Source organism: Winogradskyella sp. PC-19 (assembly GCF_002163855.1).
GTDB lineage: Bacteria > Bacteroidota > Bacteroidia > Flavobacteriales > Flavobacteriaceae > Winogradskyella.
The window spans coordinates 751740-777857 of sequence record NZ_CP019332.1 but is presented as its reverse complement, the minus strand read 5'-3'; the positions used below and the strand labels follow the sequence as shown (position 1 = coordinate 777857).

The 26118-nt window shown below is 32.8% G+C and carries 26 protein-coding genes and 1 other RNA gene; 12 read left to right on the top strand and 15 right to left on the bottom strand.

The features are described 5' to 3' along the window. Nucleotides 1–50: 50 nt before the first annotated feature. The 3 genes from BTO05_RS03585 to BTO05_RS03575 form a co-directional block, all read right to left on the bottom strand. Nucleotides 51–908: a flagellar motor protein MotB gene (locus tag BTO05_RS03585; RefSeq protein WP_087491341.1), complete on the bottom strand. Its 858-nt coding sequence runs from the start codon at nucleotides 906–908 to the stop codon at nucleotides 51–53. A 101-nt stretch (nucleotides 909–1009) separates the two neighbouring features. Continuing rightward, nucleotides 1010–1996: a glycosyltransferase family 2 protein gene (locus tag BTO05_RS03580; protein ID WP_087491340.1), complete on the bottom strand. Its 987-nt coding sequence runs from the start codon at nucleotides 1994–1996 to the stop codon at nucleotides 1010–1012. After that, nucleotides 1993–2439, bottom strand: coding sequence for a type I restriction enzyme HsdR N-terminal domain-containing protein (locus BTO05_RS03575; protein WP_087491339.1), 447 nt, complete (start codon nucleotides 2437–2439; stop codon nucleotides 1993–1995). Before BTO05_RS03575 ends, BTO05_RS03580 begins: the two co-directional genes overlap by 4 nt. A gap of 84 nt (nucleotides 2440–2523) precedes the next feature. On the opposite strand from BTO05_RS03575, the gene holA reads away from it, so the two are divergent. Further along, nucleotides 2524–3528, top strand: coding sequence for a DNA polymerase III subunit delta (gene holA / locus BTO05_RS03570; protein ID WP_087491338.1), 1005 nt, complete (start codon nucleotides 2524–2526; stop codon nucleotides 3526–3528). A gap of 152 nt (nucleotides 3529–3680) precedes the next feature. Here the strand turns inward: holA and BTO05_RS03565 are convergent, their stop codons facing one another. Genes BTO05_RS03565 through rlmD form a run of 3 tightly spaced genes read right to left on the bottom strand, consistent with a single transcriptional unit; the run spans nucleotide 3681 to nucleotide 6458 of the window. Next, on the bottom strand, nucleotides 3681–4439 hold the full coding sequence (locus tag BTO05_RS03565) for a DUF6048 family protein (RefSeq protein ID WP_087491337.1): 759 nt from the start codon (nucleotides 4437–4439) through the stop codon (nucleotides 3681–3683). Next, nucleotides 4420–5004 carry a DUF6452 family protein gene (locus BTO05_RS03560; RefSeq protein ID WP_087491336.1) on the bottom strand — a complete coding sequence of 195 codons (585 nt, stop codon included), beginning with the start codon at nucleotides 5002–5004 and terminating at the stop codon, nucleotides 4420–4422. The genes BTO05_RS03565 and BTO05_RS03560 overlap by 20 nt, the downstream gene beginning before the upstream one ends. Continuing rightward, the gene (gene rlmD, locus BTO05_RS03555) at nucleotides 5004–6458 is read right to left on the bottom strand and encodes a 23S rRNA (uracil(1939)-C(5))-methyltransferase RlmD (RefSeq protein WP_087491335.1); all 1455 of its coding nucleotides are present in this window, start codon (nucleotides 6456–6458) and stop codon (nucleotides 5004–5006) included. The genes BTO05_RS03560 and rlmD overlap by 1 nt, the downstream gene beginning before the upstream one ends. A gap of 189 nt (nucleotides 6459–6647) precedes the next feature. On the opposite strand from rlmD, the gene rocD reads away from it, so the two are divergent. Next, a complete protein-coding gene (gene rocD / locus BTO05_RS03550; protein WP_087491334.1) occupies nucleotides 6648–7928 on the top strand; it encodes an ornithine--oxo-acid transaminase in 1281 nt (426 codons plus the stop codon). 73 nt (nucleotides 7929–8001) lie between these two features. Here the strand turns inward: rocD and BTO05_RS03545 are convergent, their stop codons facing one another. Together BTO05_RS03545 and BTO05_RS03540 are read right to left on the bottom strand one after the other, a co-directional pair. Then, on the bottom strand, nucleotides 8002–8337 hold the full coding sequence (locus BTO05_RS03545; protein WP_087491333.1) for a CCC motif membrane protein: 336 nt from the start codon (nucleotides 8335–8337) through the stop codon (nucleotides 8002–8004). Nucleotides 8338–8347: 10 nt separating this feature from the next. Continuing rightward, complete coding sequence (locus BTO05_RS03540; RefSeq protein ID WP_317041915.1) at nucleotides 8348–8614, bottom strand: DUF2752 domain-containing protein; 267 nt, start codon at nucleotides 8612–8614, stop codon at nucleotides 8348–8350. Nucleotides 8615–8689: 75 nt separating this feature from the next. Between BTO05_RS03540 and BTO05_RS03535 the strand changes: the two genes are divergently transcribed. Together BTO05_RS03535 and BTO05_RS03530 are read left to right on the top strand one after the other, a co-directional pair. After that, complete coding sequence (locus BTO05_RS03535; protein WP_232459770.1) at nucleotides 8690–8905, top strand: hypothetical protein; 216 nt, start codon at nucleotides 8690–8692, stop codon at nucleotides 8903–8905. Continuing rightward, entirely contained in the window at nucleotides 8895–9455 is a 561-nt protein-coding gene (locus BTO05_RS03530; RefSeq protein WP_087491331.1) for a Smr/MutS family protein, read from the top strand. Before BTO05_RS03535 ends, BTO05_RS03530 begins: the two co-directional genes overlap by 11 nt. Here BTO05_RS03530 and BTO05_RS03525 read toward each other — a convergent pair. Continuing rightward, nucleotides 9452–10405: a hypothetical protein gene (locus BTO05_RS03525; RefSeq protein WP_157662528.1), complete on the bottom strand. Its 954-nt coding sequence runs from the start codon at nucleotides 10403–10405 to the stop codon at nucleotides 9452–9454. The two genes, BTO05_RS03530 and BTO05_RS03525, sit on opposite strands and share 4 nt — an antisense overlap. 87 nt (nucleotides 10406–10492) lie before the next feature. On the opposite strand from BTO05_RS03525, the gene BTO05_RS03520 reads away from it, so the two are divergent. Further along, complete coding sequence (locus BTO05_RS03520) at nucleotides 10493–11638, top strand: cysteine desulfurase family protein (protein WP_087491329.1); 1146 nt, start codon at nucleotides 10493–10495, stop codon at nucleotides 11636–11638. Nucleotides 11639–11640: 2 nt separating this feature from the next. Here BTO05_RS03520 and BTO05_RS03515 read toward each other — a convergent pair whose 3' ends face one another. The 3 genes from BTO05_RS03515 to BTO05_RS03505 are packed head-to-tail and all read right to left on the bottom strand — an operon-like array spanning nucleotide 11641 to nucleotide 16447. After that, a complete protein-coding gene (locus BTO05_RS03515; protein WP_087491328.1) occupies nucleotides 11641–12270 on the bottom strand; it encodes a hypothetical protein in 630 nt (209 codons plus the stop codon). A gap of 8 nt (nucleotides 12271–12278) precedes the next feature. Continuing rightward, nucleotides 12279–14747, bottom strand: coding sequence for a carboxypeptidase-like regulatory domain-containing protein (locus tag BTO05_RS03510; RefSeq protein ID WP_087491327.1), 2469 nt, complete (start codon nucleotides 14745–14747; stop codon nucleotides 12279–12281). Between the two features lie 11 nt (nucleotides 14748–14758). After that, nucleotides 14759–16447 (bottom strand): M23 family metallopeptidase, encoded by a 1689-nt coding sequence (locus BTO05_RS03505; protein ID WP_087491326.1) that lies wholly within the window; start codon nucleotides 16445–16447, stop codon nucleotides 14759–14761. A gap of 176 nt (nucleotides 16448–16623) precedes the next feature. Here BTO05_RS03505 and BTO05_RS03500 point away from each other — a divergent pair, with 176 nt between their 5' ends. From BTO05_RS03500 to rny, 4 genes are all read left to right on the top strand, one after another. Beyond that, a complete protein-coding gene (locus BTO05_RS03500) occupies nucleotides 16624–16914 on the top strand; it encodes a hypothetical protein (protein WP_087491325.1) in 291 nt (96 codons plus the stop codon). 15 nt (nucleotides 16915–16929) lie between these two features. Next, on the top strand, nucleotides 16930–17217 hold the full coding sequence (locus BTO05_RS03495; protein ID WP_087491324.1) for a cell division protein ZapA: 288 nt from the start codon (nucleotides 16930–16932) through the stop codon (nucleotides 17215–17217). A 61-nt stretch (nucleotides 17218–17278) separates the two neighbouring features. Continuing rightward, nucleotides 17279–17404, top strand: a non-coding RNA gene (gene ssrS, locus BTO05_RS03490) — 6S RNA. A 61-nt stretch (nucleotides 17405–17465) separates the two neighbouring features. Beyond that, nucleotides 17466–19043 (top strand): ribonuclease Y, encoded by a 1578-nt coding sequence (gene rny / locus BTO05_RS03485; protein WP_087491323.1) that lies wholly within the window; start codon nucleotides 17466–17468, stop codon nucleotides 19041–19043. 49 nt (nucleotides 19044–19092) lie between these two features. Here the strand turns inward: rny and xerD are convergent, their stop codons facing one another. Next, on the bottom strand, nucleotides 19093–20001 hold the full coding sequence (gene xerD, locus BTO05_RS03480; protein WP_087491322.1) for a site-specific tyrosine recombinase XerD: 909 nt from the start codon (nucleotides 19999–20001) through the stop codon (nucleotides 19093–19095). 214 nt (nucleotides 20002–20215) lie between these two features. Here xerD and BTO05_RS03475 point away from each other — a divergent pair, with 214 nt between their 5' ends. Together BTO05_RS03475 and aroQ are read left to right on the top strand one after the other, a co-directional pair. Beyond that, a complete protein-coding gene (locus BTO05_RS03475; protein ID WP_087491321.1) occupies nucleotides 20216–20758 on the top strand; it encodes an outer membrane beta-barrel protein in 543 nt (180 codons plus the stop codon). Between the two features lie 75 nt (nucleotides 20759–20833). After that, complete coding sequence (gene aroQ / locus BTO05_RS03470) at nucleotides 20834–21250, top strand: type II 3-dehydroquinate dehydratase (protein WP_087491320.1); 417 nt, start codon at nucleotides 20834–20836, stop codon at nucleotides 21248–21250. A gap of 74 nt (nucleotides 21251–21324) precedes the next feature. Here the strand turns inward: aroQ and lpdA are convergent, their stop codons facing one another. Both lpdA and msrB read right to left on the bottom strand, forming a co-directional pair. Then, a complete protein-coding gene (lpdA, locus tag BTO05_RS03465) occupies nucleotides 21325–22701 on the bottom strand; it encodes a dihydrolipoyl dehydrogenase (RefSeq protein WP_087491319.1) in 1377 nt (458 codons plus the stop codon). A 128-nt stretch (nucleotides 22702–22829) separates the two neighbouring features. Beyond that, a complete protein-coding gene (gene msrB, locus BTO05_RS03460; RefSeq protein ID WP_087491318.1) occupies nucleotides 22830–23309 on the bottom strand; it encodes a peptide-methionine (R)-S-oxide reductase MsrB in 480 nt (159 codons plus the stop codon). 328 nt (nucleotides 23310–23637) lie between these two features. Between msrB and BTO05_RS03455 the strand changes: the two genes are divergently transcribed. Beyond that, on the top strand, nucleotides 23638–26040 hold the full coding sequence (locus BTO05_RS03455; protein WP_087491317.1) for a TIM-barrel domain-containing protein: 2403 nt from the start codon (nucleotides 23638–23640) through the stop codon (nucleotides 26038–26040). Nucleotides 26041–26118: the final 78 nt, after the last annotated feature.

Here is a 26118-nt window from a genome sequence, read left to right as displayed (position 1 = left end):
AAAAACCCCGATACAATGCATCGGGGTTTTATAATATCAAAAAACTAAAATTAATTGCCTGCAGAAAGATTTTTCATTTCTTCTTCTATCATTTCATAGAATTGGTCAATTTTAGGTAAAACAACTATTCTAGTTCTTCTGTTTTTTGCTCTGTTTTCAGCAGTATCGTTTTCTACTAACGGTACGTAAGAACTACGACCAGCAGCAATAAGTTGTTGAGAGTTAACACCTAGACTTTCTAAAACTCTTACTACAGATGTTGCACGTTTAACACTTAAGTCCCAGTTATCTAATAATGGTGGCTTACTGTAAGATACGTTGTCAGTATGAGACTCTACCATAGCTTCAAAGTTAGGCTTGCTATTAATAACCTTAGCAACTTTCCCTAAGACTTCGTTTGCTCTGTCAGTAACGTTGTAGCTTCCGCTTTTAAATAATAATTTATCAGCTATAGAAATAAAGACAACACCTTTTTCAACGTTTACTTCAATGTCAGGATCGTTAATTCCAACTTCTTTTTTCAAACTTGTAACGATTGCTAGAGTTACACTATCTTTTCTTGTTAAAGCATCTTGTAAACGTGTAATTTTTAAATCACGCTCTTTTAATGACTCTAATGACTTTTCAAGGTTTTCAGCTCCTTTGCTAGTCAATTCAGTTAAATCTTGTGAACTTTTAATTAATGCTTCGTTACTACGACGCATATCTGCTAATTGCTCTTTTAAGCCTTCAAGACGTGCATTTGCAGCCGCTTGGTCAGATAAACATGCATTTAATTTTACAGTAGCTGTATTTAATAAGTCTTGAGTTTCCTTTTGTTTTTCTTGTAATGCTAAATAATCTTTTTTAGACACACATGCCGTTAAAATTAGCATTGCGGCTATGCTTAGAAGAATTGATTTTTTCATAATGAATTATTTGTTTTAAATCATTACAAAACTATTGAAAAGAAAAGCGACTACGTCGTTGATTAACAAAAATTTTAACAGATTTATAAACAGTTAAAATTTTACCTTTTTTTAACGAAATAATCCCAAACAATTGATGTTCGATTACTATAATTCGGACGTTGATTTAGCTTTTTTCTTTGTTTAAATAATCGAGGTAGAGCGACATAAAAACTTCCATGAGCTTTTAATATGGCTACAAAATGCAGAGGCTTAAGTTGAGTCAAAAACCGAATACCTGCAATACCGTCTAAAATCATTCTTACAATGACTCGTCCAAATACATTCTTGTCAGTGTTTTTTACTAGTGTAGATAAACTGTTTCTAAAATTTAAATACGTTTTTTGTGGACTTGTACTTTGAAGTGTAGCACCACCAACATGATAAACTGTAGATCTTCCGACATATAACGACTTATAGTTATTATTGAAAGCTCGCCAACATAAGTCTATCTCTTCCATGTGAGCAAAATAGGTCTCGTCAAATCCGTCAAGTGACTTAAAAACCTTGTTTTTTATAAATAAACAAGCGCCTGAAGCCCAAAAAATTTCTATGATATCATCATATTGTCCTTTATCTTCTTCGATGGTATTAAAAATACGACCACGACAAAAAGGATAACCATATTTATCAATATAACCGCCAGCAGCACCAGCATATTCAAAATGTGTCTTCTGCTTTTGGTCTAATATTTTTGGCTGAATAATTGCAACCTCTTTCACTGAATTATATGTTTCCACGATGGGAACCAACCAATCTTTTGTGACTTCGATGTCACTATTCAAAAGACAAAGTATAGGCTCTTTGATATGTTCTAATGCTTCATTATATCCTTTTGCATAACCTCCATTCTCAGTATTCTGAATAATACTTACTTCAGGATAATTTGATTTTAAAAAATCGATAGAATCGTCAATAGAGCAATTATCAGCAACGTATACATTTGCTTCGTTTGAAAATGAAATTACGGAAGGTAAAAACCGCTCCAATAAGGCTTTTCCATTCCAATTAAGGATTACAACGGCTATGTCTTTTGTTGTATATTTCATTTCGTATAATCCGGAATATCTTGTAAGAAAGTATATTGCTCTTTTTCCATGTCCATCTGACAATAATAATGATTAATTCCGTTAGTAACCATCAAAAATGTGGCGTTTAACTTTAAGTTATAGCGTGCGATTTGGTCAAATGTTGTTTGATTGATTGTAATTTTTGGTGCTTTGCATTCAATCATTAAAAAGACTGAGCCGTCAGGATTAAAAATTACAATATCATAACGCTTTTTTAAACCGTTGATAGTAAGCTCTTTTTCGACATTAATTAGAGATTTCGGATAATTTTTATTAGAAATGAGGTAATGTACGCAATGTTGACGTACCCATTCTTCAGGCTGTAAAACGACAAATTTTTTGCGGATGATATCAAAAATAGAAACTTTATTTTCTGTACTTTTGAAACGGTAGTCGAACTTTGGAAAATTAAGGTCTTGCACTACACAAAATTAAAATTTTAACGTCACTTCGAGTGATTTTCTTAGAAAATTTTATCGAGAAGTATTAGCGCAATCAATTAGTTTTTGGAAGAAGCAAAGCAAATAGTCACTGCCATACAAAAAGGTAATATAAAACCTATCTATTTTTTAATGGGTGAAGAGGCTTATTATATTGATAAGATTTCTAACTACATAGAAAATAGTATTTTGGATGAAGCTGAAAAAGGGTTTAACCAAATGGTGCTTTATGGACGCGACATTTCAATTGATGATATTGTAAGTAATGCTAAGCGTTATCCAATGATGGCGGATCGCCAAGTTGTTATTGTAAAAGAAGCTCAAGACTTAAGCCGTACTATCGAAAAGCTTGTTGATTACGTCAATAATCCACAACCCACTACAGTGCTTGTTATTAATTACAAATACAAAAAGATTGATAAGCGCAAAGGATTATACAAAGCATTAAATAAAATTGAAGCGGTTTTTGAAAGTAAAAAATTGTACGACAATCAAGTGCCTGATTGGATTCGTCGCGTTTTAGCTGGTCAAGGTTATACGATAACACCAAAGGCATCACAGATGCTCGTTGAATTTTTGGGAACAGACCTGTCCAAGATTGAAAACGAACTCAATAAGTTAAAAATAGTATTACCAAAAGAATCTCAAATTACACCTGAGGCTATTGAGGAAAATATTGGTATCAGTAAAGATTACAATAATTTTGAATTGCGTAAGGCTGTTGGCGAACGAAATATGACTAAAGCCTTTAAAATAGTAAAGTACTTTGGGGATAACCCAAAGGATAATCCTATGGTAGTAACAGTTTCGTTATTATTTAATTTCTTTTCTCAACTTTTGCAATACCATGGGTTGAATGATAAATCGCCTAGAAGTGTAGCGTCTGCATTAAAAATCAATCCTTATTTTGTAAATGAATATACTAGTGCTGCTCGTAATTATCCAATGAAAAATGTCAGTAGAGCAGTAGCTTTACTGCGTCAGTTTGATGTTAAAGGTAAAGGTGTAGGTGCCAATGCAACACCGCAAGGCGATTTACTTAAAGAATTATTGGTAAAGATTTTTGGTTAATTTTCTTTTTGTCATTCCGAAATAAGGTACGATTGAGGAATCTTAGAGTTTGCTCAAATATGTCATTCAAGATGAGATTCCTCACATGCGTTCGAAATGACAGTTTGTAATATTACTTTATTATCTAACTAACTTTTAAAAATAAATTGAAACTAGTTTTCTTTGATTTCTTCTTTTTCTTCTACTTTCTTAGCAGGTTTCGCTTTTTTATAAATTGGAATCAAATAAGAAATATCATATCCAAATCCTGCGCCAATAATACCACTATCGTAAGTACGGTTAAATCCGGGAATATAAAGGTTTTCAAAGTTATCAGGACTGTTTTCTGAGACCAAGAACTTTAATTGTAGGTTCAACCCCATAAAAAGATTATTTAGCACTTCGGCTTTGATACCTAAAATAATTTCACCCCAAATAGCGGAAAGCCCATCAAAATCCTGAGGAGCAGTAATAGGTTGTTGGTTTCCAAAGTATTGATTATTTACGTCGTAAATAGTACCACTATTCAAAGTTTGACTAAACGTACTTGCGCCAATCCTAAAACCTGAATAAATCATGTTTTCCATATCCAGCCAGTTTTGATATAAATTGTAGTCTACGCCGGCTTTAAAATAGCTTCCTTTTGATGTTACATTTAGAGCTTCATTACTTAGAGTACGTTCTTCGTTACCTAATTCCCCAGCAATATATAGGCGTTGTGTCAGACGATAATCACCATTTATTTCAAATCCTTGATAATCATCATCAAAAAATGAGCGTGCCAATTTCGAAATATCTGCACCAAGCCTAAGACCATATTTTTGTTTGTAAACAATGGTGTCTGATGTGGTCTCTTGTTCTTCTTCTTGAGCAAATACAGTCGAAGAACATAACAATAAAATAACTAAACTCTTAATGAAATATTTGTACATGTGTTGCTTCTTCGTTTTCAACGGTTATTGATGTTTCAGTTGTATTGGCTAGAACTGTATTTTGAATCCAATCTATAGAATCGTCACCAGGATTATCTGTAGCTGTTAGCATATTAAAAATACTTTTAAAACCACAAGCTCTTGACACATAAATAAAATCATGAGTATATTTTATTTCTAAAATATCAATATTAGAATTAGTTGATGTGTCTCCATCAATTCTTAGATTGGTGTCTGTCTCAAAAAAATAGCGTGTTGTAATTTCTTCACCTTCATTGCCTATTATTAAAGGTAGCTCTATAGCATCTGTATTAGAATTGAATACAAGAGTAGTTTCATTTGCTACTTCAGGAAAAGAGATAACACCTGTGTTTTCGTCAGTAACTAAATTTACTGCATAGACTGATAGTCTAACCGCTGTTTTAGGTATATCTGTATCAGTAGCATCAAAAAAATCAACTAAAAGTCTAGGTGTAGTAGGTGTGCCTTCGGCGCAAATATCATCACGTTCACAACCTAAAAATAAAATGGCTAAAAATAAAATCGAAAATTTATAAAATCTCATTAGGCTTTTTCAAATAAAACTACAGTTTCAATATGTGCTGTATGTGGAAATTGATCTACTAAACTAAACTTTTTAATCGTATAACCTGCTTGCATTAATTGCTCCGTATCTCTTGCTTGTGTTGCAGGATTACAAGATACATAAACCAAACGTTCTGCATTAAGGTTTATTATTTTTTTAAGAGTCTTAGGCGCAATACCAGCACGTGCTGGATCTAAGATAATTGTACGTATTTTGTTTGCATATTCTGGGTGCTCATTCAAAAATTTACCAACATCTGCAGCATAAAATTTAAGACCTTCAATACCGTTACGCTTAGCATTTTTCTTTGCATCTTCGATAGCTGATGCTACAATATCTACACCAACAATTTTAGTGTTTTTACTTCGTGATGCTAAAATTTGCCCAATCGTTCCCGTGCCACAAAATAAATCCATTACGACTGTATTATCAATAGCTTCTTTCTTTTCTAAAGCGAAGTCGATAACTTTTTTGTAAAGCTTTTCGGCAGATTTTGGATTGGTTTGAAAGAAGCTTTTCATACTAATTTCAAAATTTAAATCTAATAGTTCTTCAACTATTTTGTCTTTACCATACACTAAATTAATACTTCCAGATGTCGCAATAGTTCTATCTCCAATTTCATCATTGATGGTATGTAATAAACCAGCAACTCGATTTCCAAAAAGTTCAACTAAAAATTTGGCAAATTTATCTAAATCAAATTTTGGCAAATCATAAGACGTAGTTACTAAGTTAAATAACAACTTATTTGTCTTATAAGATTTGCGGACTACAAAATATCTAAAAAAGCCAACTTTTTGAGGCGCATGCCAAGGCGCTAAACCTGTAGCATCACAATATATACGTATATCCTTCAATTGACTTTCAAACTCTGCATCAAACAAGCCAGAATCATCATTTAGATTATCGCCACACCACCAAGTACCTCGTTTTTTGAATCCCAGAGTAAACTCATCTACATCAGTTTTTAATTCATGATTGTAACCTATAGCAGAGAAGCCGTATTCCATTTTATTTCTATAATGAAAGGTATTTGGTGAGGTCACAAACTCATCAAACTTATCTTCTATATCGGCAACTTTTCCGATACGTTTAAAAAGTTCTAATGTGCTTTGCTTTTTGTAGGCATGTTGTTTTTCGATAGGTAATTTTATGTATGGCGCACCTGGAATTGTCTGGTAAGGCATATCTACTTCATCATCAGAATATTTCAGAACTTCAAACAACTTGCACTCAGCATAAGTCTTGCTTGATTTTTTTACCTGTGCTTTAACTAGTTGCCCAGGTAAAGTATTGGGTACAAAAACTACAAACTCGCCATGTTCGTTTCTTATACGCGCGATTCCTTTTCCGCCATACGCATAATCTTCGATTAAAAGTTCGAGGATTTGTCCGCGTTTTACAAATTTATTCCGTTCTCTTTTTGGCATGCTCTAAAATTAGATTGCAAAGATATCTTTATTTGTGAAATTGAATTATAGAAGACTTTTATAATTTCTATTTAATTATTAATTTGCAAATTCTAGGGATGATTTCTTTCCCACGCTGAATTTTCAAACTTTTTGAAAGGATAAAGGTAGATAAGAAACAGTATTTTATTCACTTTAAAAACTATTAAAATGGCTGTTTTAGACCAATTAACATCGCAACAAGCGATAGATTTAGAAGACAAGTACGGAGCACACAATTATCATCCGTTGCCTGTAGTATTAAGCAAAGGCGAAGGTGTTTATGTATGGGATGTCGAAGGAAAGAAGTATTACGATTTCCTTTCTGCATACTCTGCAGTAAACCAAGGACATTGTCACCCAAAAATTGTAGGCGCAATGACAAGTCAAGCGCAAACATTAACCTTAACCTCTCGAGCATTTTATAATGATATGCTCGGTAAGTTTGAAAAGTTTGCAACTGAAACTTTTAATTACGATAAGTTATTACCAATGAATACTGGTGCCGAAGCCGTTGAGACTGCTTTGAAAATTTGTCGCAAATGGGCTTATGAAGTCAAAGGCATTAATGAAAATGAAGCACAAATCATTGTCTGTGAAAATAATTTTCATGGACGTACAACTACGATTATTTCTTTTTCAAATGACCCAGTTGCTCGAAAGAATTTTGGACCGTATACAGATGGATTTATTAAAATTGAATATGACAATCTTCAAGCTTTAGAAGATGCTCTAAGTATCAATAGTAACGTTGCAGGTTTTTTAGTTGAGCCAATACAAGGTGAAGCTGGAGTTTATGTACCGAGTGAAGGTTATTTAGCTGCTGCAAAAGCTTTATGTGAAAAGCATAATGTATTGTTTATCGCTGACGAAGTACAAACTGGTATTGCACGTACAGGACGTTTGTTAGCAACTTGCGGAAATTGTTCGTGTTCGGATAAACATTGTTCAGGTACACCAGAGGTTAAAGCTGATATATTAATTTTAGGTAAAGCTTTATCTGGTGGAGCATATCCGGTTTCTGCAGTTTTGGCTAATGATAATATTATGAATGTCATTCGCCCTGGAAACCACGGAAGTACGTTTGGAGGTAATCCAGTTGCTGCTGCTATAGGTATTGCTGCTCTAGAAGTTATAAAAGATGAAGAATTAGCTGATAATGCTGAAGTATTAGGACAAATATTTCGAAATGAATTATCAAAATATATTGATAACAGCAATATTGTTAATGGTGTTAGAGGAAAAGGCTTACTAAATGCTATCTTAATCAACGACACAGAAGAGAGTGATACCGCTTGGAATATCTGTATGAAATTAAGAGATAATGGTCTACTTGCTAAACCTACACACGGAAATATCATTCGTTTTGCACCACCTTTAGTTATGACCGAAGCGCAATTACTAGACTGTATTGGTATTATTATTAAGACACTTCAAGAATTTGAAGCTTAGATACAAATTGTCGTCAAATAAAAAAGCCTTTTCTACTTTAGAAAAGGCTTTTTTATGTAATAAGGTATAGTTTTTATTGACCTTGTGCTTTTTGTGCTTCTTCAATAGCTTTCATCATCTGCTCAGACATTTCATCCCAACCAACAGTAGATATTACATAAATAGTTCTGATTAACATCAGTATATTAATTATTAATATAACAAGAGCTACAATTTTAGCCGTATTCATAGCTTTTACTGAAGTCAAATCATAAGCTTCTGGATTATCGGTCGCTTTTTTAATTTGAGTTTGAGCAATAAAAAATGCTGCTCCTGCGAGTACAAAACCTATACCACCAATACAGCAGCATAGTAGTCCTATTATTGCTAATACATATACTAATGCGGGATTCAATCTTTCTTTTTCCATTTTATTTTATTTAGTTGATAAAGGTTTTTATTACAAACGATACTATAATAGTCGAAACTGTAATTACGCCCAAAATAGTAATAATTTTATTGAAATTTTTTATTTTTTTGAAAATGTTAATTCCTATAATCACAAACAATCCTATCAATGGATAAATTGCTGGATACATAAAAAATGCCGCGACAAACTCTCCATGTATTAATAGATTTATTGATCTTTGAATACCACAACCCATACAGTCAAAACCAAATAGTGTTTTGTTAACGCATGGTAACATATAATCTTCAAGTTGAAGTGAGAATAGCTTCATTTTTCAAATATAAATGTTTTAATAATAGATTACTTTTGTAATATGAATTTATCTAGAATAATCAATATCATTTGCATTGTTATTGGTGGTATAATAGCCATTTATGCACAAGCTGAAGAAAAACAAAATGTATATCTATTAGTAGGCGGTATTGTTCTTTTAATGTTTGGTATTTACAGAATATCTAGAAACGTACCAAGTAAATTTGATAATCAAGAAGAAGAAGCTTTTATTAAAACAGAAAAAGATGATGATTAAGGTTGGTGATACTGTCGAAACTATTGATGATGCCATAAAAGGCGTTGTTGTAAAAGTTAAAGGCGACATGATTTTAATAGAAGTAGAAGATGGTTTTGAATTTGAATTTACTTCGAACGAATTGATAAAAATCAGCACCGATACCTCTGTAAATTTAGGCTCTCTTTCTAATCAATCCATCGCTGAAATCACAAGAGAAAAAGAAGGTTCCAAAAAACGAAAAACACCTATAAGTAATACAAAAAAGCGTCATAGGCCTACATTTGTAGTGGATTTGCACATACACCAACTGACAGATTCTACTCGTGGTATGACAAATTTTGATATGCTAAATAAGCAGTTAGATACTGCTCGTGGACAATTAGAATTTGCAATTAAACAACGTATGCCAAAAATGGTATTTATACATGGTGTTGGCGAAGGTGTACTGAGACAAGAGCTATATACAGTCTTAAGACGTTATAATAATATTACATTTTATGACGCAGATTATAAGGAATATGGCTTAGGTGCTACTGAAGTTAAAATATTTCAGAATATAGCACCTTAATCCTCTTCAAATTCTTGTTGTACCGTAATTGTATTAATCAGTGTGCCAAAATCAATCAAGTCGCCACTCAGAATTTCTAAATTGTAATCTTTTATGAAGATACGAGAAGTAGTTACCCTTGTATATTCGTTGATAAGTACCTTGCCAGGTGATTCATGATTTATGCTAACTTCATCACTTAAGTAATCTGCAATTAGAATACCATTGGAGTTGATAGACGTGTCATTTCTAGGGTTTTTATCTCCATTAGCATCTTCATTGATTGTTGGTATATCATCTCCATCATCATCTTCATCTAAATAGTCAGGAATAGTATCACCATCAGTATCAAGAAAGTTGGTTGTAGGATTATCATCGCCATCTGCATTCTCTGTATCTATTTCAAATAGTGTCGGGACATTATCATCGTCATCATCTTGGTCTAAATAATTTGGAACACCATCACCATCAAAATCTTCAGCATCAGGAAAATTACCATTGGCATCAGCTTCACCGCGACCTTCAAATTCAGAAGGAATACCATCGTTATCATCGTCAACTATAGTTGTTGTGATTTCTGCAGTGCCGCCTGTAGCTTCGTAACTTTCTTGGATAATTAAATCCGAAGGAATTACAGCAGAGCAGAGTTCTTGATTACTGCCTGAATCTAGTAAATCTCTATTATATGTACGGTATAAAAATCGATTAGAAGCATTATCTATTGTGATACTCTCTGGATTATCTAAAGGTGTTGGATTAAAAAATGGTACAACCTCACTAGTTGACCTTGGTATCACCAGAGAAAGTGATTCTGAAGGGTCATTTCTTAAATCGTAAATAATGAAGGAATCCGTATTATTTGAACATAAACTTAATTCTTGGTCAAAATCTAAATCTATAGTAATGACGTCTCCATCATCGCAAGACGACATTAAAAATAAAGCTACTAAAACCACAAAAATATTACGCATAAGCTTTTCAGTTTTTAACAAAAATAATCCATTTGTCAAATTATAACGCGGCTTAGATAAAATAATTTTATGACTTACTTTTGTAACATGAAAAATATTTATCTCGATAACGCAGCAACTACAGCTTTGCGTCCCGAAGTGATTGAAAAAATGACTGACGTTTTGCAAAATAATTACGGTAATGCATCGTCAACTCATAGTTTTGGACGTTCGTCAAAATCTATTATGGAGAAATGCAGAAAAAACATTGCTTCATATTTTAATGTTTCAACAGCCGAAATCATATTTACGTCTGGCGGAACAGAAGCTGATAATTTGGCGTTAAGAAGTGCAGTTAGAGATTTGGGAGTTAACGAGATTATTACATCAAAAATTGAGCATCACGCTGTTTTACATACTGCAACACAACTACAAACCGAGTATAATATCAAAGTATCATATGTTCAATTAGATAAAAATGGAACAGTAGATTATAATCATCTTGAGACGTTGTTGAGTAGTGACTCTAAAAAGTTAGTTAGTCTAATGCATATCAATAATGAGATAGGAAATATTTTAGATATTAAACGTGTAGGTGATATGTGTAAGGCTAATAATGCACTGTTTCACACAGACACTGTACAATCCGTTGGACATTACCATTTGGATTTGCAAGACATCCAAGTTGATTTTTTAGCTGCAAGTGCTCATAAATTTCATGGTCCAAAAGGTGTTGGTTTTTGTTTTGTAAGGGCAGCATCTGGACTTAAACCTTTAATTTTTGGTGGAGAGCAGGAGCGAGGCTATCGTGCAGGAACAGAGAGTTTGCATAATATTGTTGGTATGGATGAAGCTTTAAAATTCGCCTATCAAAACCTTGAAGTTGAAAGTAAACATATTAAGAGTCTTAAGCGATATTTTATAGATAGCTTAAATAAAAAATTAGTGGGTTGCCATTTTAATGGGACGTCAGGCGATATAGAAAAAAGCACCTATACTTTGATAAACGTTTGCTTGCCTTTACCACCAGAAAAAGCAGCAATGTTACAGTTTCAATTAGATTTAAAAGGTATTGCGTGTTCTAAAGGTAGTGCTTGTCAAAGCGGCAGTTCAATGGCATCACATGTCTTATCTGCATTTTTACCAGAAGATAGATTGCAAAGACCATCAGTACGTTTTTCTCTAAGTAAATACAATACTAAAGACGAGATTGATTATGTAGTGGATACGCTTTGCGAGTTTGCGAAGTCTTAGAATTATTTTTGAGCGAATTTATTTAAAGCTTCTACAACACTAGAATCCGCATACTCACCGTAATATGAATAATATTCTTTTGACTCATTATTAATAATAACAAAGCTGCAACACGCATATGGATGTCTGAAAAACATTTTTTCAATAACCTGATTTGTATCTATTAAAGACTTAAAATTTTTGGTTTTATTAAGAGTTACTTTAATATCTTTTTTAAAAACAAAATAATTAGTAAAACTAAAGTCTCTCTTTAAGTTTGCTAAATATTTTTCATCAAATCTATTTCCATAAAAATTACTTTTATTACTAAATTGAATTAGGGTGTATTTTCCTAAAGGTTTAAAAGATTCTTTATTTAAAGTGGTAATTATAGTATCATATTCCTCAATTGATAAAACTCCATGGTCTTTATCTATAACTAGTTTTCGTATTAAAACTTTTTTGCTTGGATAAGATATTACCTGATATGGTTTAACATCAGATTTACTTTTTAAGAATTTTGAAAATTGCTTTTTTGATATTTCATTACTATCAATATCAAAATATTTCAATTCTCTATTTAGGAAATGTTTTTTCTGGCCATGTGTAAATAAAAAAAATAGTATAAATAATATGAATAATGTTTTTTTCATATTCAATGTTATAATCTAGCAGACAACCTCACATTAAAAACCCTAGGCGTCAAAAAGTTTGGAATCGCAAACTGACGTTTACTATTGACGTCACGTACCCAAGTATTTGTAATTGCATTTTGGTTGTTAAACATGTTGTAAATTTCGATACCTAATGACAAGCTTCTGAAGGATTTTTTCCATTTAGAAGTGTATTGTTTTTCAGGATTTACAATCTCATAAGAAATTCCTAAATCAGCACGACGATAGTCACGTAATCTAAACTGAAAATCGTATGGGTCGGCATAACTTGGGGATCCTCCAGGCAATCCTGTATTATAAACTAAATTTAAATACATTTTTAAATCTGGCATGTTTGGTACATAATCCTGAAACAACACACCAAACTTGAGTCTTTGGTCTGTTGGTCTAGAAATAAAACCACGATTATCAATATTCTCTTCAGTTTTAAGGTAGCCAAAACTAAACCATGATTCTGTTCCTGGAACAAACTCGCCATTCAAGCGCATATCCAAACCATATGCATAGGCTTTTGCATTATTATTGGCACGATAACGAATACGAACGTTTTCTAAAGTATATGGATTAACATCAGACAAACCTTTGTAATACGCTTCAGTAACCAATTTAAATGGTCTATCCCACATTTTGAAACTATATTCATTACCTACGACAACATGAAATGATTTTTGCGCCTTCACATTTGGTTGTACAACGCCAGAAGAATCTCTTAACTCGCGATAAAATGGTGGTTGGTAATACAGACCACCGGCAACTCTAAACAGCATATCACTATCCCAATTAGGTTTTATAGCAAATTGCGCACGAGGACTAAAAACTGTTTGATTATTACTTTCTATACCATCGCCGCTGACATTCCAGTTGTGTGCTCTAACACCAATATTGTAATAGGCGTCATGTTCTCCAATTTTTGTACTCTTTTTATATTGAACAAAAGCTTGGAGTCTATCAATCTTTACTTGATTAAACGCTCTTATATTTTGAAAGGCGGTTAATGGACCATTAAAAGGTGTTTCTGGCTGAAAATTAGGCTGTGTTAAAAAAGGAGGTCTTATTGAAAACCCTGCAGAATCAATAACTTCTGATTCTACCAAACGGTCTCGGATATCTTCTCTAGTATATTTGACTGACCATTCTAGATTACTGTCTTCATTGATGTTATAGTCACCACGATGTTCTAAATTAAATATTAGTGCGTCTAAATCGTTACGTGCTCTTGTTAACTGTGAGCCAATACCTTCACTAAATTCGACTTCACCTAAATTATCATCACCAATATTGGTGTTGACTTCTCCTAATCTATATTGAGCGAAAATGTCAAAATGTTCTTGCTCTGTTGCATGATATGCAGAACCAATTAATTTTAAAGTGGTTTTATCATTCAAAAAATAATTGGCTTTAAACGCTCCAAAATAGGTTTGATATTCGGTTTGTTCTTGCCCATCATAGAATACCAAAAGGGCAACAGGGTCGTCAATAGTACCGAAATTGGTTTGTCTATTTTCTGGTTCAAAATTGTATTGATTTAAAGAAATGTTTCCAAGAAAATTTAAATGAAATTTATCTGAAAAACGATAAGTCAAATAGGTTTGTACATCAGCAAAAACAGGCTCTACATTACCGTTTGTTTCTAAACTATTTAAGACCAGACTATTGTCTCTGTAACGTACTCCTGAGATGCTAGAAAATTTACCATTTTCTGAAGCCGTTTCAACAGCAAGGCTACCACCTAAGAGACTTAAATCTGCACTTGCAGCAAACTTTGAAGGTTTCTTGTATGTAATATCTAATACAGAAGAAAGTTTATCTCCATATCGAGCTTGAAATCCACCAGCCGAAAAATCGACATTTGATACCAAATCGGTATTAACAAAACTTAATCCTTCTTGATTTCCAGAGCGTATTAAAAAAGGTCTGTAAACCTCAATCTCGTTGACGTATACTAAATTTTCATCAAAATTTCCGCCACGAACCGAGTATTGCGTACTTAACTCATTAGAAATATTTACACCTGGTAATGTTTTTAATATATTTTCGACACCAGGTTGAGCACCTTTTATTGTTCGAATAACTTTTGGAGAAATGGTTACTACACCATCACGACTTTGTCTTGTATTACTATTTATGACTACAACCGCGATTTGTTCTACATCAGTTTTTAAAACAGGATTGTATTCAATTTCGCTACCGTTTTTCAGATTAAATTTTGCTTCAACACGCTTATGAGACAAGTGCGTGAATATTACTACAACTTCAGTATTTGCTGTTATTTTTAGCTCGTAGAAACCGTTTGCATTGGTTGTAGTACCTTGGCCAGTACTTGCTTTTATATTTACGCTTTCTATAGGCGTGTTGTTTTCATCTAGTATAATACCTCTTATCGTAGCTGATTGTGATATTGCTGTAAATGAAGTAAATAAAAAGAATATTAAAAGTAAGTGTTGTAGCGGTTTCAAATAATTAGGTTTTATTTTCTGAAAAATGTTGCTTCAAATGTAGAACTATTTCCCACATTATCAGTTACAATAATTTTTAAATTGTTTTCTGTATCTGTAACGACAGCATCGTTAAAATCGTGTATTAATGTATTGGTTTTATAATCATACTCCATTAGAATCCACTTGCCATTAACAGTCGCTCTATATTTTGAAATTCCTGATAAGTCATCGCTAATTTTCACTTTTAAGTAGCGATACTTACTTAACCATTTTTTATTTGTAAAGTTTATAGGCTTAATTTTAGGAGCTTCAGTATCTGACGCTAATGTATATAAACCAAGTGTTTTGCTTCTAGCTGTAAGTGTATCGCCTTTTCGTTTTGTATTGACATAGCTAGGCTTTTTGTAATAACCGTAAAGTCTAGCGATAAACAATTTACTTTTGTCAACGTCTTTATAATTACCAATATCATAATTGATTACAAAGTTTTTTTGAAGAGGAACAACATCTTTATGAAGATGAATGGTGTCGCCACTAACTTTAAAATCTACTAAAATATCGTCATAAACTGTATTTGGATAAAAAGTTACTTGAGTGTTACGTTCTTTTAAAGTCGTAGTCTCTTGATTTTTTATTAAGCGCTTTTCTGTAGCTGAAGAATCTACTTCTATTTCTAACACTTTAGCTTTTCCTATAATTGGTATTTCTAATTCTGAGGTATTACCTTTAAAATCTTTAATATCTACTCTGTAGACTGAAGATGTGCTATCTTCAACTTTTATGTAGCCGTCGTCAACTACATTTTTGTACATGCTTAGAGGATTATTTTCTTCAACGAAAAGTTTTTGACTTCTTGTTTTTTTAGTTTTCCAGAGTTCAAAATCAACATAGCGATTTAGATGTTTGGTTTCGCTAAAGCTGAAGCGTTTAAAATCCATTTCAAAAACTTTATTTCCGTTTAAGTAAGACGAAATATTACTAACACCATTATTATTAGGAGCCAAATCTTGTTTATCATAGCTTACAACTCCAAAACCAATATTACCATAAGCAGTTATTTTTTCAACTTTATAGTCTCCGTTTTTTTTGGGAATAAGTCGTAAGGGAATTCTTTTATTTTTTCCGTTTATAAAAGAATTTTTATCTTTTGGATAGGCATAGACTGACGAAATAAATGGCTTTTTACTATCCTTGATATTAATACCAAAAAGCATTGGATTGATTGGGCGTTCTGCATTGTCTCTAATTTCGAAATGTAAATGTGGACCACCAGAGCCACCAGTATTTCCTGAGTATGCAATGATTTCATTCGTATCAACTAAGAGCTCAGTATTATTTGGAAACATCTCGACTTCATAACTCTCTTTTTCGTATTGACAGTCTTTAATGTAGGCTTCGATTTTTGGAGAAAACTTCTTTAAGTGCCCATAGACAGTAGTGTAGCCATTTGGGTGTGTTATGTATAATGCTTTTCCATAACCATAATGCGACACCTTAATTCTACTGATATAACCCATTGCTGCTGTGTATACTTTAAGACCAGTTTTACGCTGAGTTTTTATATCTAATCCAGAATGAAAATGATTTGAACGTAACTCGGCAAAAGTTCCGGACAATACTAAAGTAATATCTAATGGTTCTCTAAAATAATCTTGTGGATATTCCGATTGGGAATATAAACTTGTAGATAATAAAAAACAGAGAAGGATTTTTTTCATTTATGAATCAATTGTAGCTAAAATATTAATTTGAGTTAGAAAAGCAAACGCTAAATGCGTAATATTTTGCTAACGATTTAATCTTATTGATGTTATATTAATCAAAAATAATTGTAAAAGAATTGGGTTTTTTAATTAGGTATGTTAACTTTGTTATATAGTGTTGAATAACGCAAATGAGTAAAATTGAAGACATTGTTGATACGCTTGAAAACCGAATTTCAAAGGTTTTACACAAGCAAGAAGTCCTAAAGCAAACTAATGTAAGGCTTTCGGAACAATTAGAAAATCAACAAAAACAAATCTTAGAATATCAAGAGCAAATAAGCGAATGGTCCGATAGGTATGAAACACTCAAAACAGCAAATGCAATGCTTGGTAGTGACGAAAATAAACGAGAAACAAAGCTCAAAATAAATTCACTAATCAGAGATATTGACCATTGTATAGCGCAATTGTCTGAATAGTGTAAAACATAGTGGATGTCAAATCAGCTTAAAATAAAAATTTCTATAGCTAATCGTGTATATCCATTAACTATCAATCCTAGCCAGGAAGAAGGTTTGCGAAAAGCAGCAAAGAAGATAGAGGCTATGATTGGACAGTTTGAGCAAAGCTACTCTGTTAGAGATAAGCAAGATGTTTTGGCGATGTGTGCCTTACAATTTGCAGCTCAAGTAGAGCAAAAAACAATAGATAAAGAGTATGTGAATGAAGAAGTTCAGGAAAAGTTAGTAGCTTTAAACGAACTTTTGCATAACCATATTTAACTCGTACGTTCTTTACATAAACAATAAGGTTACTGCCTACATTAGTTATATTTTTTGATAAACTCAACGTTAATTCTTTAAAAAGGGTGAGTTGAAGTTGTAAAACCGTGCTGCTGTTTCTATGTATTTAGAATCTGGGCAGATTTTTGAGCAGCTTGTTAGCCCTAAACTTGTTTTTAAGGAGTTTATACAAAACTACGTACTTATGTAGGCTTTTTTTATAGACATACATCAACTAAACTAAACATATGGATACTAATACAATTTTATATATCGCAGGAGCTGTAGTTTTAGGATTAGTCATTGGATTTGTTATCGCAAAATCACTAGAAAAAGGAAAAGCATCTAAGCTTATTTCTGATGCGCAGAGCGAATCTAAAGCTATCTTAAAAGGTGCAAAAGCAGATGCGGAAGCACTCAAAAAAGAGAAAATTCTTCAAGCCAAAGAAAAATTTATTGAGCTCAAAGCAGAACACGAGAAGGTAATACTATCTCGTGATAAAAAAATGGCTGAAGCAGAAAAGCGTATAAGAGATAAAGAATCTCAGGCTTCTAATGAGTTGTCAAAAGCTAAGAAGTCAAATCAATCGTTAGAAGATAAAATAAAGGATTACGATTTTAGATTGCAATTTGTAGAAAAGAAGAGTGAAGAGTTAGATAAAGCTCATAAAAGCCAAATCAAGCAATTAGAGGTGATTTCAGGACTTTCTGCCGACGATGCAAAAGAACAATTGGTAGAATCTTTAAAAGAAGAAGCAAAGACAGATGCTATGGCATTTGTTCAAGATAGAGTAGAAGAAGCTAAGCTAACTGCGCAGCAAGAAGCTAAAAAGATAATTATAAACACGATTCAACGCATAGGAACTGAAGAAGCTGTTGATAATTGTGTTTCCGTATTTAATATCGAATCTGACGATGTAAAGGGTCGAATAATTGGTCGTGAAGGTCGTAATATTCGTGCTATTGAAGCTGCAACAGGTGTCGAGATTATTGTAGACGATACTCCAGAAGCAATTATTTTATCTTGTTTTGATTCAGTTAGACGTGAAATTGCACGTTTATCTTTACACAAATTAGTAACAGACGGTCGTATTCACCCAGCTAGAATTGAAGAGGTTGTTCGCAAGACACAAAAGCAAATAGAGCAAGAAATTATTGAAGTTGGTAAACGTACCGTTATTGATTTAGGAATTCATGGATTACATCCAGAATTAATTAAAATGGTAGGTCGTATGAAGTATCGTTCTTCTTACGGTCAAAACTTATTGCAGCACTCTAGAGAAGTCGCAAAGTTATGTGGGGTTATGGCAGCAGAATTAGGGTTAAATCCAAAGCTGGCAAAACGAGCAGGTCTTTTGCACGATATAGGAAAAGTTCCAGATGCTGAAGCTGATGTTGAAACACCTCACGCAATTTTAGGTATGAAATGGGCTGAAAAGCATGGTGAAAAACCTGAGGTTTGTAATGCTATTGGAGCTCACCATGATGAGATAGAGATGACTACTTTGTTATCACCTATAATTCAAGTATGTGATGCGATATCAGGTGCAAGACCTGGAGCAAGACGTCAAGTATTAGATTCTTACATACAACGTTTAAAAGATTTAGAAGCGGTAGCTTTTGGTTTCCCTGGTGTTAAGAAGGCTTACGCTATACAAGCAGGTAGAGAGCTGCGTGTTATTGTAGAAAGCGAAAAAGTAACAGATGATAAAGCAGCAAGTTTGTCTTTTGAGATTTCACAGAAAATACAAACAGATATGACTTATCCAGGACAAGTAAAAGTTACTGTAATCAGAGAGACGAGAGCAGTTAATATAGCCAAGTAACTTCTAATTAAATATATACTAAAAGAGCACTTATTATTTAAGTGCTTTTTTATTTTCTAGGATGAAATTTATTAATTACTTTGTTTAAATGAGATTTATCAATATGTGTGTAAATTTCTGTAGTTGTTATACTCTCATGCCCAAGCATCATTTGTATAGCTCTCAAATCTGCACCATTTTCTAATAAATGTGTAGCAAAAGAGTGTCTAAAGGTATGAGGCGACACTGTTTTTTGAAGTCCTATTTTTTCCACAAGCTTCTTAATAATTGTAAAAACCATAGCTCTTGTCAGTTTATTACCTTTATAGTTAAGAAATAAAATATCTTTGGCTTCAGGGATTATTTCAATATGTTTTCTGACATCAAGCCAAATATATATTAATTTTTTAGTTATTTTTCCTATCGGTACAAAACGCTCTTTGTTGCCCTTACCACTAACTTTAATAAAGCCTTCATCGAAGAATAAATCAGAAATTTTAAGACCAGTAAGTTCACTAACACGCAAACCACAACTGTAAAGTGTTTCGAGGATTGCTTTGTTTCTGTGTCCAAGGTTAACGCCTCTAAATTGATAATTTAAGTCAATAGCATCTATAATATTGTCTATATCTTTTATTGAAAGCGTATCTGGAAGCTTACGTCCTAAACGTGGTGACTCTATTTGGTCAACAGGATTTGTTTCTCTATAATTCTCAAACACTAAGTAATCAAAGAAATTTCTGAGTCCTGAAATAATTCGAGCTTGGGTTCTTGGACTTAACTCTTTGGATATTTTATATATAAATTGCTGAATATCATCGTCATTTGTAGCTATTGGAGACTTAGGGTTAGAGTTATTATTTAAAAAAGAAATGAAACGCTTTATGTCATACTCATAATTGGCAATAGTATTATTTGACAAGCCTCTTTCTAGCTTTAGATAGTTTTTAAAATCTATTATAAATGTGTTCCAATTCATCGTTTAACTACGTAAAAATATCGATAAAAATCATGATTTTACCACAATTTTAACAATTTTAAGTAAAAATTGTTAATAACCGATATTTTAAGTATTTGATTTTCAAATACTTAATATTAATTGTGTATAAAATTGTTAATAAAGCCAAATATAGTCTTTAATATATCAAAAAAATGTGTTTAGTTTGCATTATCAATTTTAAAAACTTTTAATTATGAAAAAATTATTTTTTGCAGTTTTAACTGTATTTGCATTCAGTTTTTCTAATGCACAAGACGATGATTCTTCAGGAGCAACTTCTCAAGGAAAATGGTTAATTGAAGCTAATACTGGTAATGCTATGTTAGGTTCTACTTCATTTATGTTTAGTTCTCAAGATGGTAACACAACTTACAACTTAGGTTTAGATGGTGGTTATTTTGTTTCTGATAATTTAGCTATCAAAGCTGGTTTAGGTTTTGGTGGAGCTGATATTGGAGGTTCTAGTGCTAGTTCTTTTTCTTACAGATTAGGTGCTAAGTATTATTTATCTGGACAATTCCCTATTACTGTTGATTTAACAGGTGCTTCAGGAGACGCTGTAGAAAACATAACTGGTGATACACCATTTTGGTTAGGTTTAGGTGCTGGTTATGCATGGTTTGTTGCAGACAACATTTCTATTGAGCCAGGTTTAAGATATAACTTGTCTTTAAACGAAGACTTTACAGATGAAGGTGTTTTCCAATTTAATATTGGATTTGCTTTACATTTCTAAGAAAGCTAAAAACTCATACTAAAGCCGGAGCAATTGCTCCGGTTTTTTTATACCCAAATTTAATATCTTTACTACATGAAAAAAATCATCATCATCAATGGGCCTAACTTAAACCTTTTGGGAAAGCGCGAGCCAGAAGTTTATGGCAAACAAACGTTTCTAGATTATTTTGATACATTAAAAAGTGAATTTCAAAATATAGAACTAGAGTACTATCAAACAAACATAGAAGGTGAGTTAATTGATAAACTCCATGAAGTTGGATTCTCTTATGATGGTATAGTCTTAAACGCAGGAGCCTATACACATACTTCTGTAGGTGTTGGTGATGCTGTAGCAGGAATTGAAACTTCTGTTGTAGAAGTTCATATATCTAATACGTATTCTAGAGAGGAATTTAGACACCAATCATATATAGCTCCAAATGCAAAGGGTATTATTATTGGCTTTGGGCTAAAGAGTTATGAATTGGGCATAAATAGTTTTTTATAACTATTATTAAGAATATTAAAACAAAAAAGCGATTCTAAAAGAACCGCTTTTTTATATTATATATACTATTTGTCTTACAAATGAATCACTTCATCATAAGCATCAGCAACGGCTTCCATAACTGCTTCACTCATGGTTGGGTGAGGATGAACAGCTTTTAACACTTCGTGACCTGTAGTTTCTAATTTACGTCCTAAAACAGCTTCGGCAATCATATCTGTAACACCAGCACCAATCATATGGCAGCCAAGCCATTCGCCATACTTGGCATCAAAAATTACTTTTACAAAGCCATCTTTAGTACCACCAGCACTTGCTTTACCAGAAGCTGAGAAAGGGAATTTTCCAATCTTAACATCTAAGCCTTGTTCCTTTGCTTGTGCTTCGGTCAAACCTACACTAGCGATTTCTGGAGACGCATATGTACAGCCAGGAATATTTCCGTAATCTAAAGCTTCTACGTTGTGTCCTGCTATTTTTTCTACACAAAGAATACCTTCGGCAGAAGCAACGTGAGCTAAAGCTTGACCAGGTGTTACATCGCCAATTGCATAATAACCAGGAATATTTGTTTGATAATAATCATTTACTAAAATTTTATCTCTGTCTACTGCAATACCAACATCTTCTAAACCAATATTTTCAATATTTGATTTAATACCTACTGCAGATAATACGATATCTGCTTCTAGTACTTCTTCACCTTTTTTCGTTTTTACAGTAGCTTTAACACCTTTGCCAGATGTATCTACAGATGTGACCTCTGCAGAAGTCATAATCTTAATGCCAGACTTCTTAAAGCTACGTTCTAATTGCTTTGATACTTCATCATCCTCTAATGGCACAATTTTTGGCAAATATTCTACAATAGTTACTTCTGTACCCATTGAATTATAAAAATACGCAAACTCAACTCCAATAGCACCAGAGCCAACAACAATCATTTTCTTAGGTTGTGTTTCTAAGGTCATAGCTTGTCTGTAGCCAATCACTTTTTTACCATCTTGTGGTAAGCTAGGTAACTCACGAGAACGTGCGCCGGTGGCAACTATTATATGATCTGCAGAATATTCAGTACCATTAACATCAATCTTTTTTCCGGGCTTTAATTTTCCAAAACCTTCAATAACATCAATTTTATTTTTTTTCATTAAAAATTTTACACCATTACTCATGCCTTCTGCAACACCACGGCTTCGTTTAACAACAGCATCAAAATCGTGTTCAGCATTTTCAACTTTAAGACCGTAATCTTCAGCATGTTTGAGATATTCAAAAACCTGAGCAGATTTTAAAAGCGCTTTCGTTGGAATACAACCCCAGTTAAGGCATACACCACCCAAACTTTCCTTTTCTACAACAGCGGTTTTAAAACCAAGTTGAGAAGCTCTAATTGCAGTGACATATCCGCCTGGGCCACTTCCTAAAACTATAATATCGTATTTACTCATGAGATGAATTTTTAATTGAAAATTTAATAAAGCAAAAGTAATAAATTAAGCTATAAAAGAGTTAGATATAAATGTAATAAAAAAGCTTCTACAGGAGAAGCTTAATTTTTTTTTTAAAATGAATTATTTTATTTTTCTGCTGGTACAAATTTTAGTGCTACACCATTGATACAGTGTCTTTTACCAGTAGTAGCTCTGGGTCCGTCATTAAAAATATGACCAAGGTGTCCACCACAATTTGCACAGTGCTCTTCATTTCTAGTATATCCTAACTTATTATCTGTACCGTAAGCAACATTTCCTTTAATCTCACGATCAAAACTAGGCCACCCTGTTCCAGAATCGAACTTATGCTCGCTTTTAAAAAGCGGTGTATCACAGGCCGTACAATGATAAACACCTTCTTTATAATTTTTGTTTAGCGGACTCGTAAAAGGACGTTCTGTACCTTCTTTTCTGAGGACGTAATAGGCTTCATTAGAAAGTTGGGCTTTCCATTCTGAATCAGTTTTGGTAATAGGAAACTCTGTCTTCTTTTCTTTTTTTTGGGCTGAAGTATTACATGATAATGCAAAGCTTAACACAAGTAGTAAAATTATCTTTTTCATATTCAAATTTATAGAATTTATAATAAAAAATAGGTCGTATTAACGTTTCATTAATTACAAAAGAATTGTAATTTTTTTTCAACTAATTAATATTCTTGCCAGTTTAGTAAGAATTCACCTGAAATTAATATTCCAACATTGGATTGGTAGTTTTTAAATTTTTATAAAACTTCATTTATAGTTTATTTGATCACTCTAAAATGAATATACTTTAATAAAATATAACTAAATCGTTGTAGTTGATAATTCATTATAAATAGCCTTAAGAGACTTTCATAAAGTTGCTTTTTTTGCTTTCATTTACAAAAAACATACAGTTTAATCAATTATGATAACGAATACAGAATCAGAAAATAAAGGAAATCTTTTTCCTTCAAAAATAGTAGAGTTTAGGAAAGACGTTGATACTTTATATTTTTCTACGGATAATGATGTGATTTTGCAAATTACTGTTGTTAGAGATAGTTTATTACGATTTAGATATACTACAGTAGGTAATTTTGATAAGGACTTTTCCTATGCGATTACAAAGTATGCGAGTACTGGTTACAATAAACTTGAGATAGAAGAAAAAAAAGATAATTACATTATTACAACTTCAAAGTTATGTTGTGAAATTTCTAAAGAAAGTCTACGCATTAGCATTTTTGATGCAAAAGACAATACACTTATAAATCAAGACGAAATAGGCTTTCATTGGGAAGAGAGTTACCAATATGGTGGTAATATTGTAAAGATGAGCAAGATTTCTAATGATGGCGAAAGCTACTACGGCTTAGGGGATAAGCCTAATCATCTAAATCTAAAAGGTAAGCGATTCACCAATTGGGTTACAGATTCTTACGCATATGGAAAGGATACAGATCCAATTTATAAATCAATACCATTTTACACAGGACTTCACCACGGAAAAGCTTATGGAGTCTTTTTTGATAACACTTTTCAAAGTTTTTTTGACTTTGCAAATGAGCGCAGAAACGTAACTAGTTTTTGGGCGCAAGGCGGAGAAATGAATTATTATTTTTTTTACGGTCCTAAAATGACTGATGTTGTTGAAAGCTATACTGACTTAACAGGTAAACCTCTCCAATTACCTCCAATGTGGGCTTTGGGTTTTCATCAGTGCAAATGGAGTTATTATCCAGAAACAAAAGTAAAAGAGATTACATCTACCTTCAGAAAATTAAAAATTCCATGTGATGCAATTTATCTAGATATTGATTACATGGAAGGTTTCCGCTGCTTTACTTGGAATAAAGAACATTTTCCTGATCCAAAACGTATGGTAAAAGAATTAGAAGAAGATGGTTTTAAAACGGTTGCTATTATAGACCCAGGAATTAAAATTGATAAACACTATTCAGTATTTAACGAAGGTCTTGATAAAGACTATTTCTGTAAGAGAGCAGATGGCGTTTATATGAAAGGAAAAGTATGGCCTGGAGAATGTTATTTCCCTGATTTTACAAAACCAGAAGTTAGAGAATGGTGGTCGGGTCTTTTTAAAGAATTAATTGAGGATATTGGCGTCAAAGGTGTTTGGAATGATATGAATGAGCCAGCTGTTATGGAAGTACCTAATAAAACATTCCCTGATGATGTCAGGCATGATTATGATGGTAACCCGTGTAGTCATAGAAAAGCGCATAATATTTACGGTATGCAAATGGCCAGAGCTACATATCAAGGACTCAAAAAGTTTAGATATCCAAAACGCCCTTTTGTAATTACAAGAGCTGCTTACTCAGGTACTCAGCGTTACACATCTACTTGGACAGGAGATAACGTTGCCACATGGGAGCATTTATGGATAGCGAATATTCAAGCTCAACGTATGGCAATGTCTGGTTTTGGTTTTGTAGGTAGCGATATCGGAGGTTTTACAGAACAGCCTCAAGGCGAGTTATTCACCAGGTGGATTCAATTAGGTATTTTCCATCCATTTTTTAGAGTACACTCTTCAGGAGATCATGGAGACCAAGAACCTTGGGCTTTTGATGAAGATGTTACTGATATTGTAAGAAAGTTTATTGAGATTCGATACCAACTTTTACCATATCTCTATACTGTTTTTTGGAATTATGTAGACCATGGCACACCTATGCTAAAGTCATTAGTTTTATATGACCAAAAAGATGTTCATACACATTACAGAACAGACGAATTTATTTTTGGAGAACATATATTAGCTTGTCCAGTTTTAGAACCTAACGCAAAAGGTAGGCGTATGTATATTCCAAATGGTAATTGGTATAACTACTGGACTGATGAGCTTGTTAAAGGAGGTAAAGAAATGTGGGTTGATGCAGATATAGATAGCATGCCAATATTTATTAAGGAAGGTGCTATTATACCAAAGTTCCCAGTCCAACAATATGTTGGAGAAAAAGAGATTAAAGAGATAACTCTAGATGTTTACTATATGAAAGGAAAAGAAAATAGTGAATTGTTTAGTGATGCTAATGATGGTTATGATTATACAAAAGGACGATTTAGTTTACGAAACTTTAAATTTACAGGAAGAGATAATGAAATCATAATTAACCAGCATAAAGAAGGAAAGTATATTACACAGTATAAAAGTTTTAAGATTAATGTTCATGGACTTCCGTTTGAGATTAAAGAAATTCAATTGGATAATGAAGCGGTTTCTTTGAAACACCTTAAAACCAATAGAGTTCATACAATTAGTGTAGATAAAAACTTTTCTGAACTACATTTAAAAGGATAGAAGTAGTGACTTTTAGTTTATTATGTGTCTTACGTTATATAAATGATATTTGTATCTTAGTATAATTAAATAATACCT

Excerpts from the sequence above, each read along its gene's own strand:
- BTO05_RS03535 (WP_232459770.1), top strand. The coding sequence starts at position 8,690 with ATGAATTTATCTAGAATAATCAATATCATTTGCATTGTTATTGGTGGT.
- BTO05_RS03500 (WP_087491325.1), top strand. The coding sequence starts at position 16,624 with ATGAGTAAAATTGAAGACATTGTTGATACGCTTGAAAACCGAATTTCA.
- BTO05_RS03585 (WP_087491341.1), bottom strand. The coding sequence starts at position 908 with ATGAAAAAATCAATTCTTCTAAGCATAGCCGCAATGCTAATTTTAACG.
- BTO05_RS03560 (WP_087491336.1), bottom strand. The coding sequence starts at position 5,004 with ATGAGATTTTATAAATTTTCGATTTTATTTTTAGCCATTTTATTTTTA.
- BTO05_RS03455 (WP_087491317.1), top strand. The coding sequence starts at position 23,638 with ATGATAACGAATACAGAATCAGAAAATAAAGGAAATCTTTTTCCTTCA.
- BTO05_RS03505 (WP_087491326.1), bottom strand. The coding sequence starts at position 16,447 with ATGAAAAAAATCCTTCTCTGTTTTTTATTATCTACAAGTTTATATTCC.
- BTO05_RS03515 (WP_087491328.1), bottom strand. The coding sequence starts at position 12,270 with ATGAAAAAAACATTATTCATATTATTTATACTATTTTTTTTATTTACA.
- BTO05_RS03520 (WP_087491329.1), top strand. The coding sequence starts at position 10,493 with ATGAAAAATATTTATCTCGATAACGCAGCAACTACAGCTTTGCGTCCC.
- BTO05_RS03540 (WP_317041915.1), bottom strand. The coding sequence starts at position 8,614 with ATGTTACCATGCGTTAACAAAACACTATTTGGTTTTGACTGTATGGGT.
- aroQ (WP_087491320.1), top strand. The coding sequence starts at position 20,834 with ATGAAAAAAATCATCATCATCAATGGGCCTAACTTAAACCTTTTGGGA.
- BTO05_RS03565 (WP_087491337.1), bottom strand. The coding sequence starts at position 4,439 with ATGTACAAATATTTCATTAAGAGTTTAGTTATTTTATTGTTATGTTCT.
- rocD (WP_087491334.1), top strand. The coding sequence starts at position 6,648 with ATGGCTGTTTTAGACCAATTAACATCGCAACAAGCGATAGATTTAGAA.
- BTO05_RS03580 (WP_087491340.1), bottom strand. The coding sequence starts at position 1,996 with ATGAAATATACAACAAAAGACATAGCCGTTGTAATCCTTAATTGGAAT.
- rlmD (WP_087491335.1), bottom strand. The coding sequence starts at position 6,458 with ATGCCAAAAAGAGAACGGAATAAATTTGTAAAACGCGGACAAATCCTC.
- BTO05_RS03530 (WP_087491331.1), top strand. The coding sequence starts at position 8,895 with ATGATGATTAAGGTTGGTGATACTGTCGAAACTATTGATGATGCCATA.
- BTO05_RS03525 (WP_157662528.1), bottom strand. The coding sequence starts at position 10,405 with ATGCGTAATATTTTTGTGGTTTTAGTAGCTTTATTTTTAATGTCGTCT.
- lpdA (WP_087491319.1), bottom strand. The coding sequence starts at position 22,701 with ATGAGTAAATACGATATTATAGTTTTAGGAAGTGGCCCAGGCGGATAT.
- xerD (WP_087491322.1), bottom strand. The coding sequence starts at position 20,001 with ATGAATTGGAACACATTTATAATAGATTTTAAAAACTATCTAAAGCTA.
- rny (WP_087491323.1), top strand. The coding sequence starts at position 17,466 with ATGGATACTAATACAATTTTATATATCGCAGGAGCTGTAGTTTTAGGA.
- BTO05_RS03475 (WP_087491321.1), top strand. The coding sequence starts at position 20,216 with ATGAAAAAATTATTTTTTGCAGTTTTAACTGTATTTGCATTCAGTTTT.
- msrB (WP_087491318.1), bottom strand. The coding sequence starts at position 23,309 with ATGAAAAAGATAATTTTACTACTTGTGTTAAGCTTTGCATTATCATGT.
- BTO05_RS03545 (WP_087491333.1), bottom strand. The coding sequence starts at position 8,337 with ATGGAAAAAGAAAGATTGAATCCCGCATTAGTATATGTATTAGCAATA.
- BTO05_RS03495 (WP_087491324.1), top strand. The coding sequence starts at position 16,930 with ATGTCAAATCAGCTTAAAATAAAAATTTCTATAGCTAATCGTGTATAT.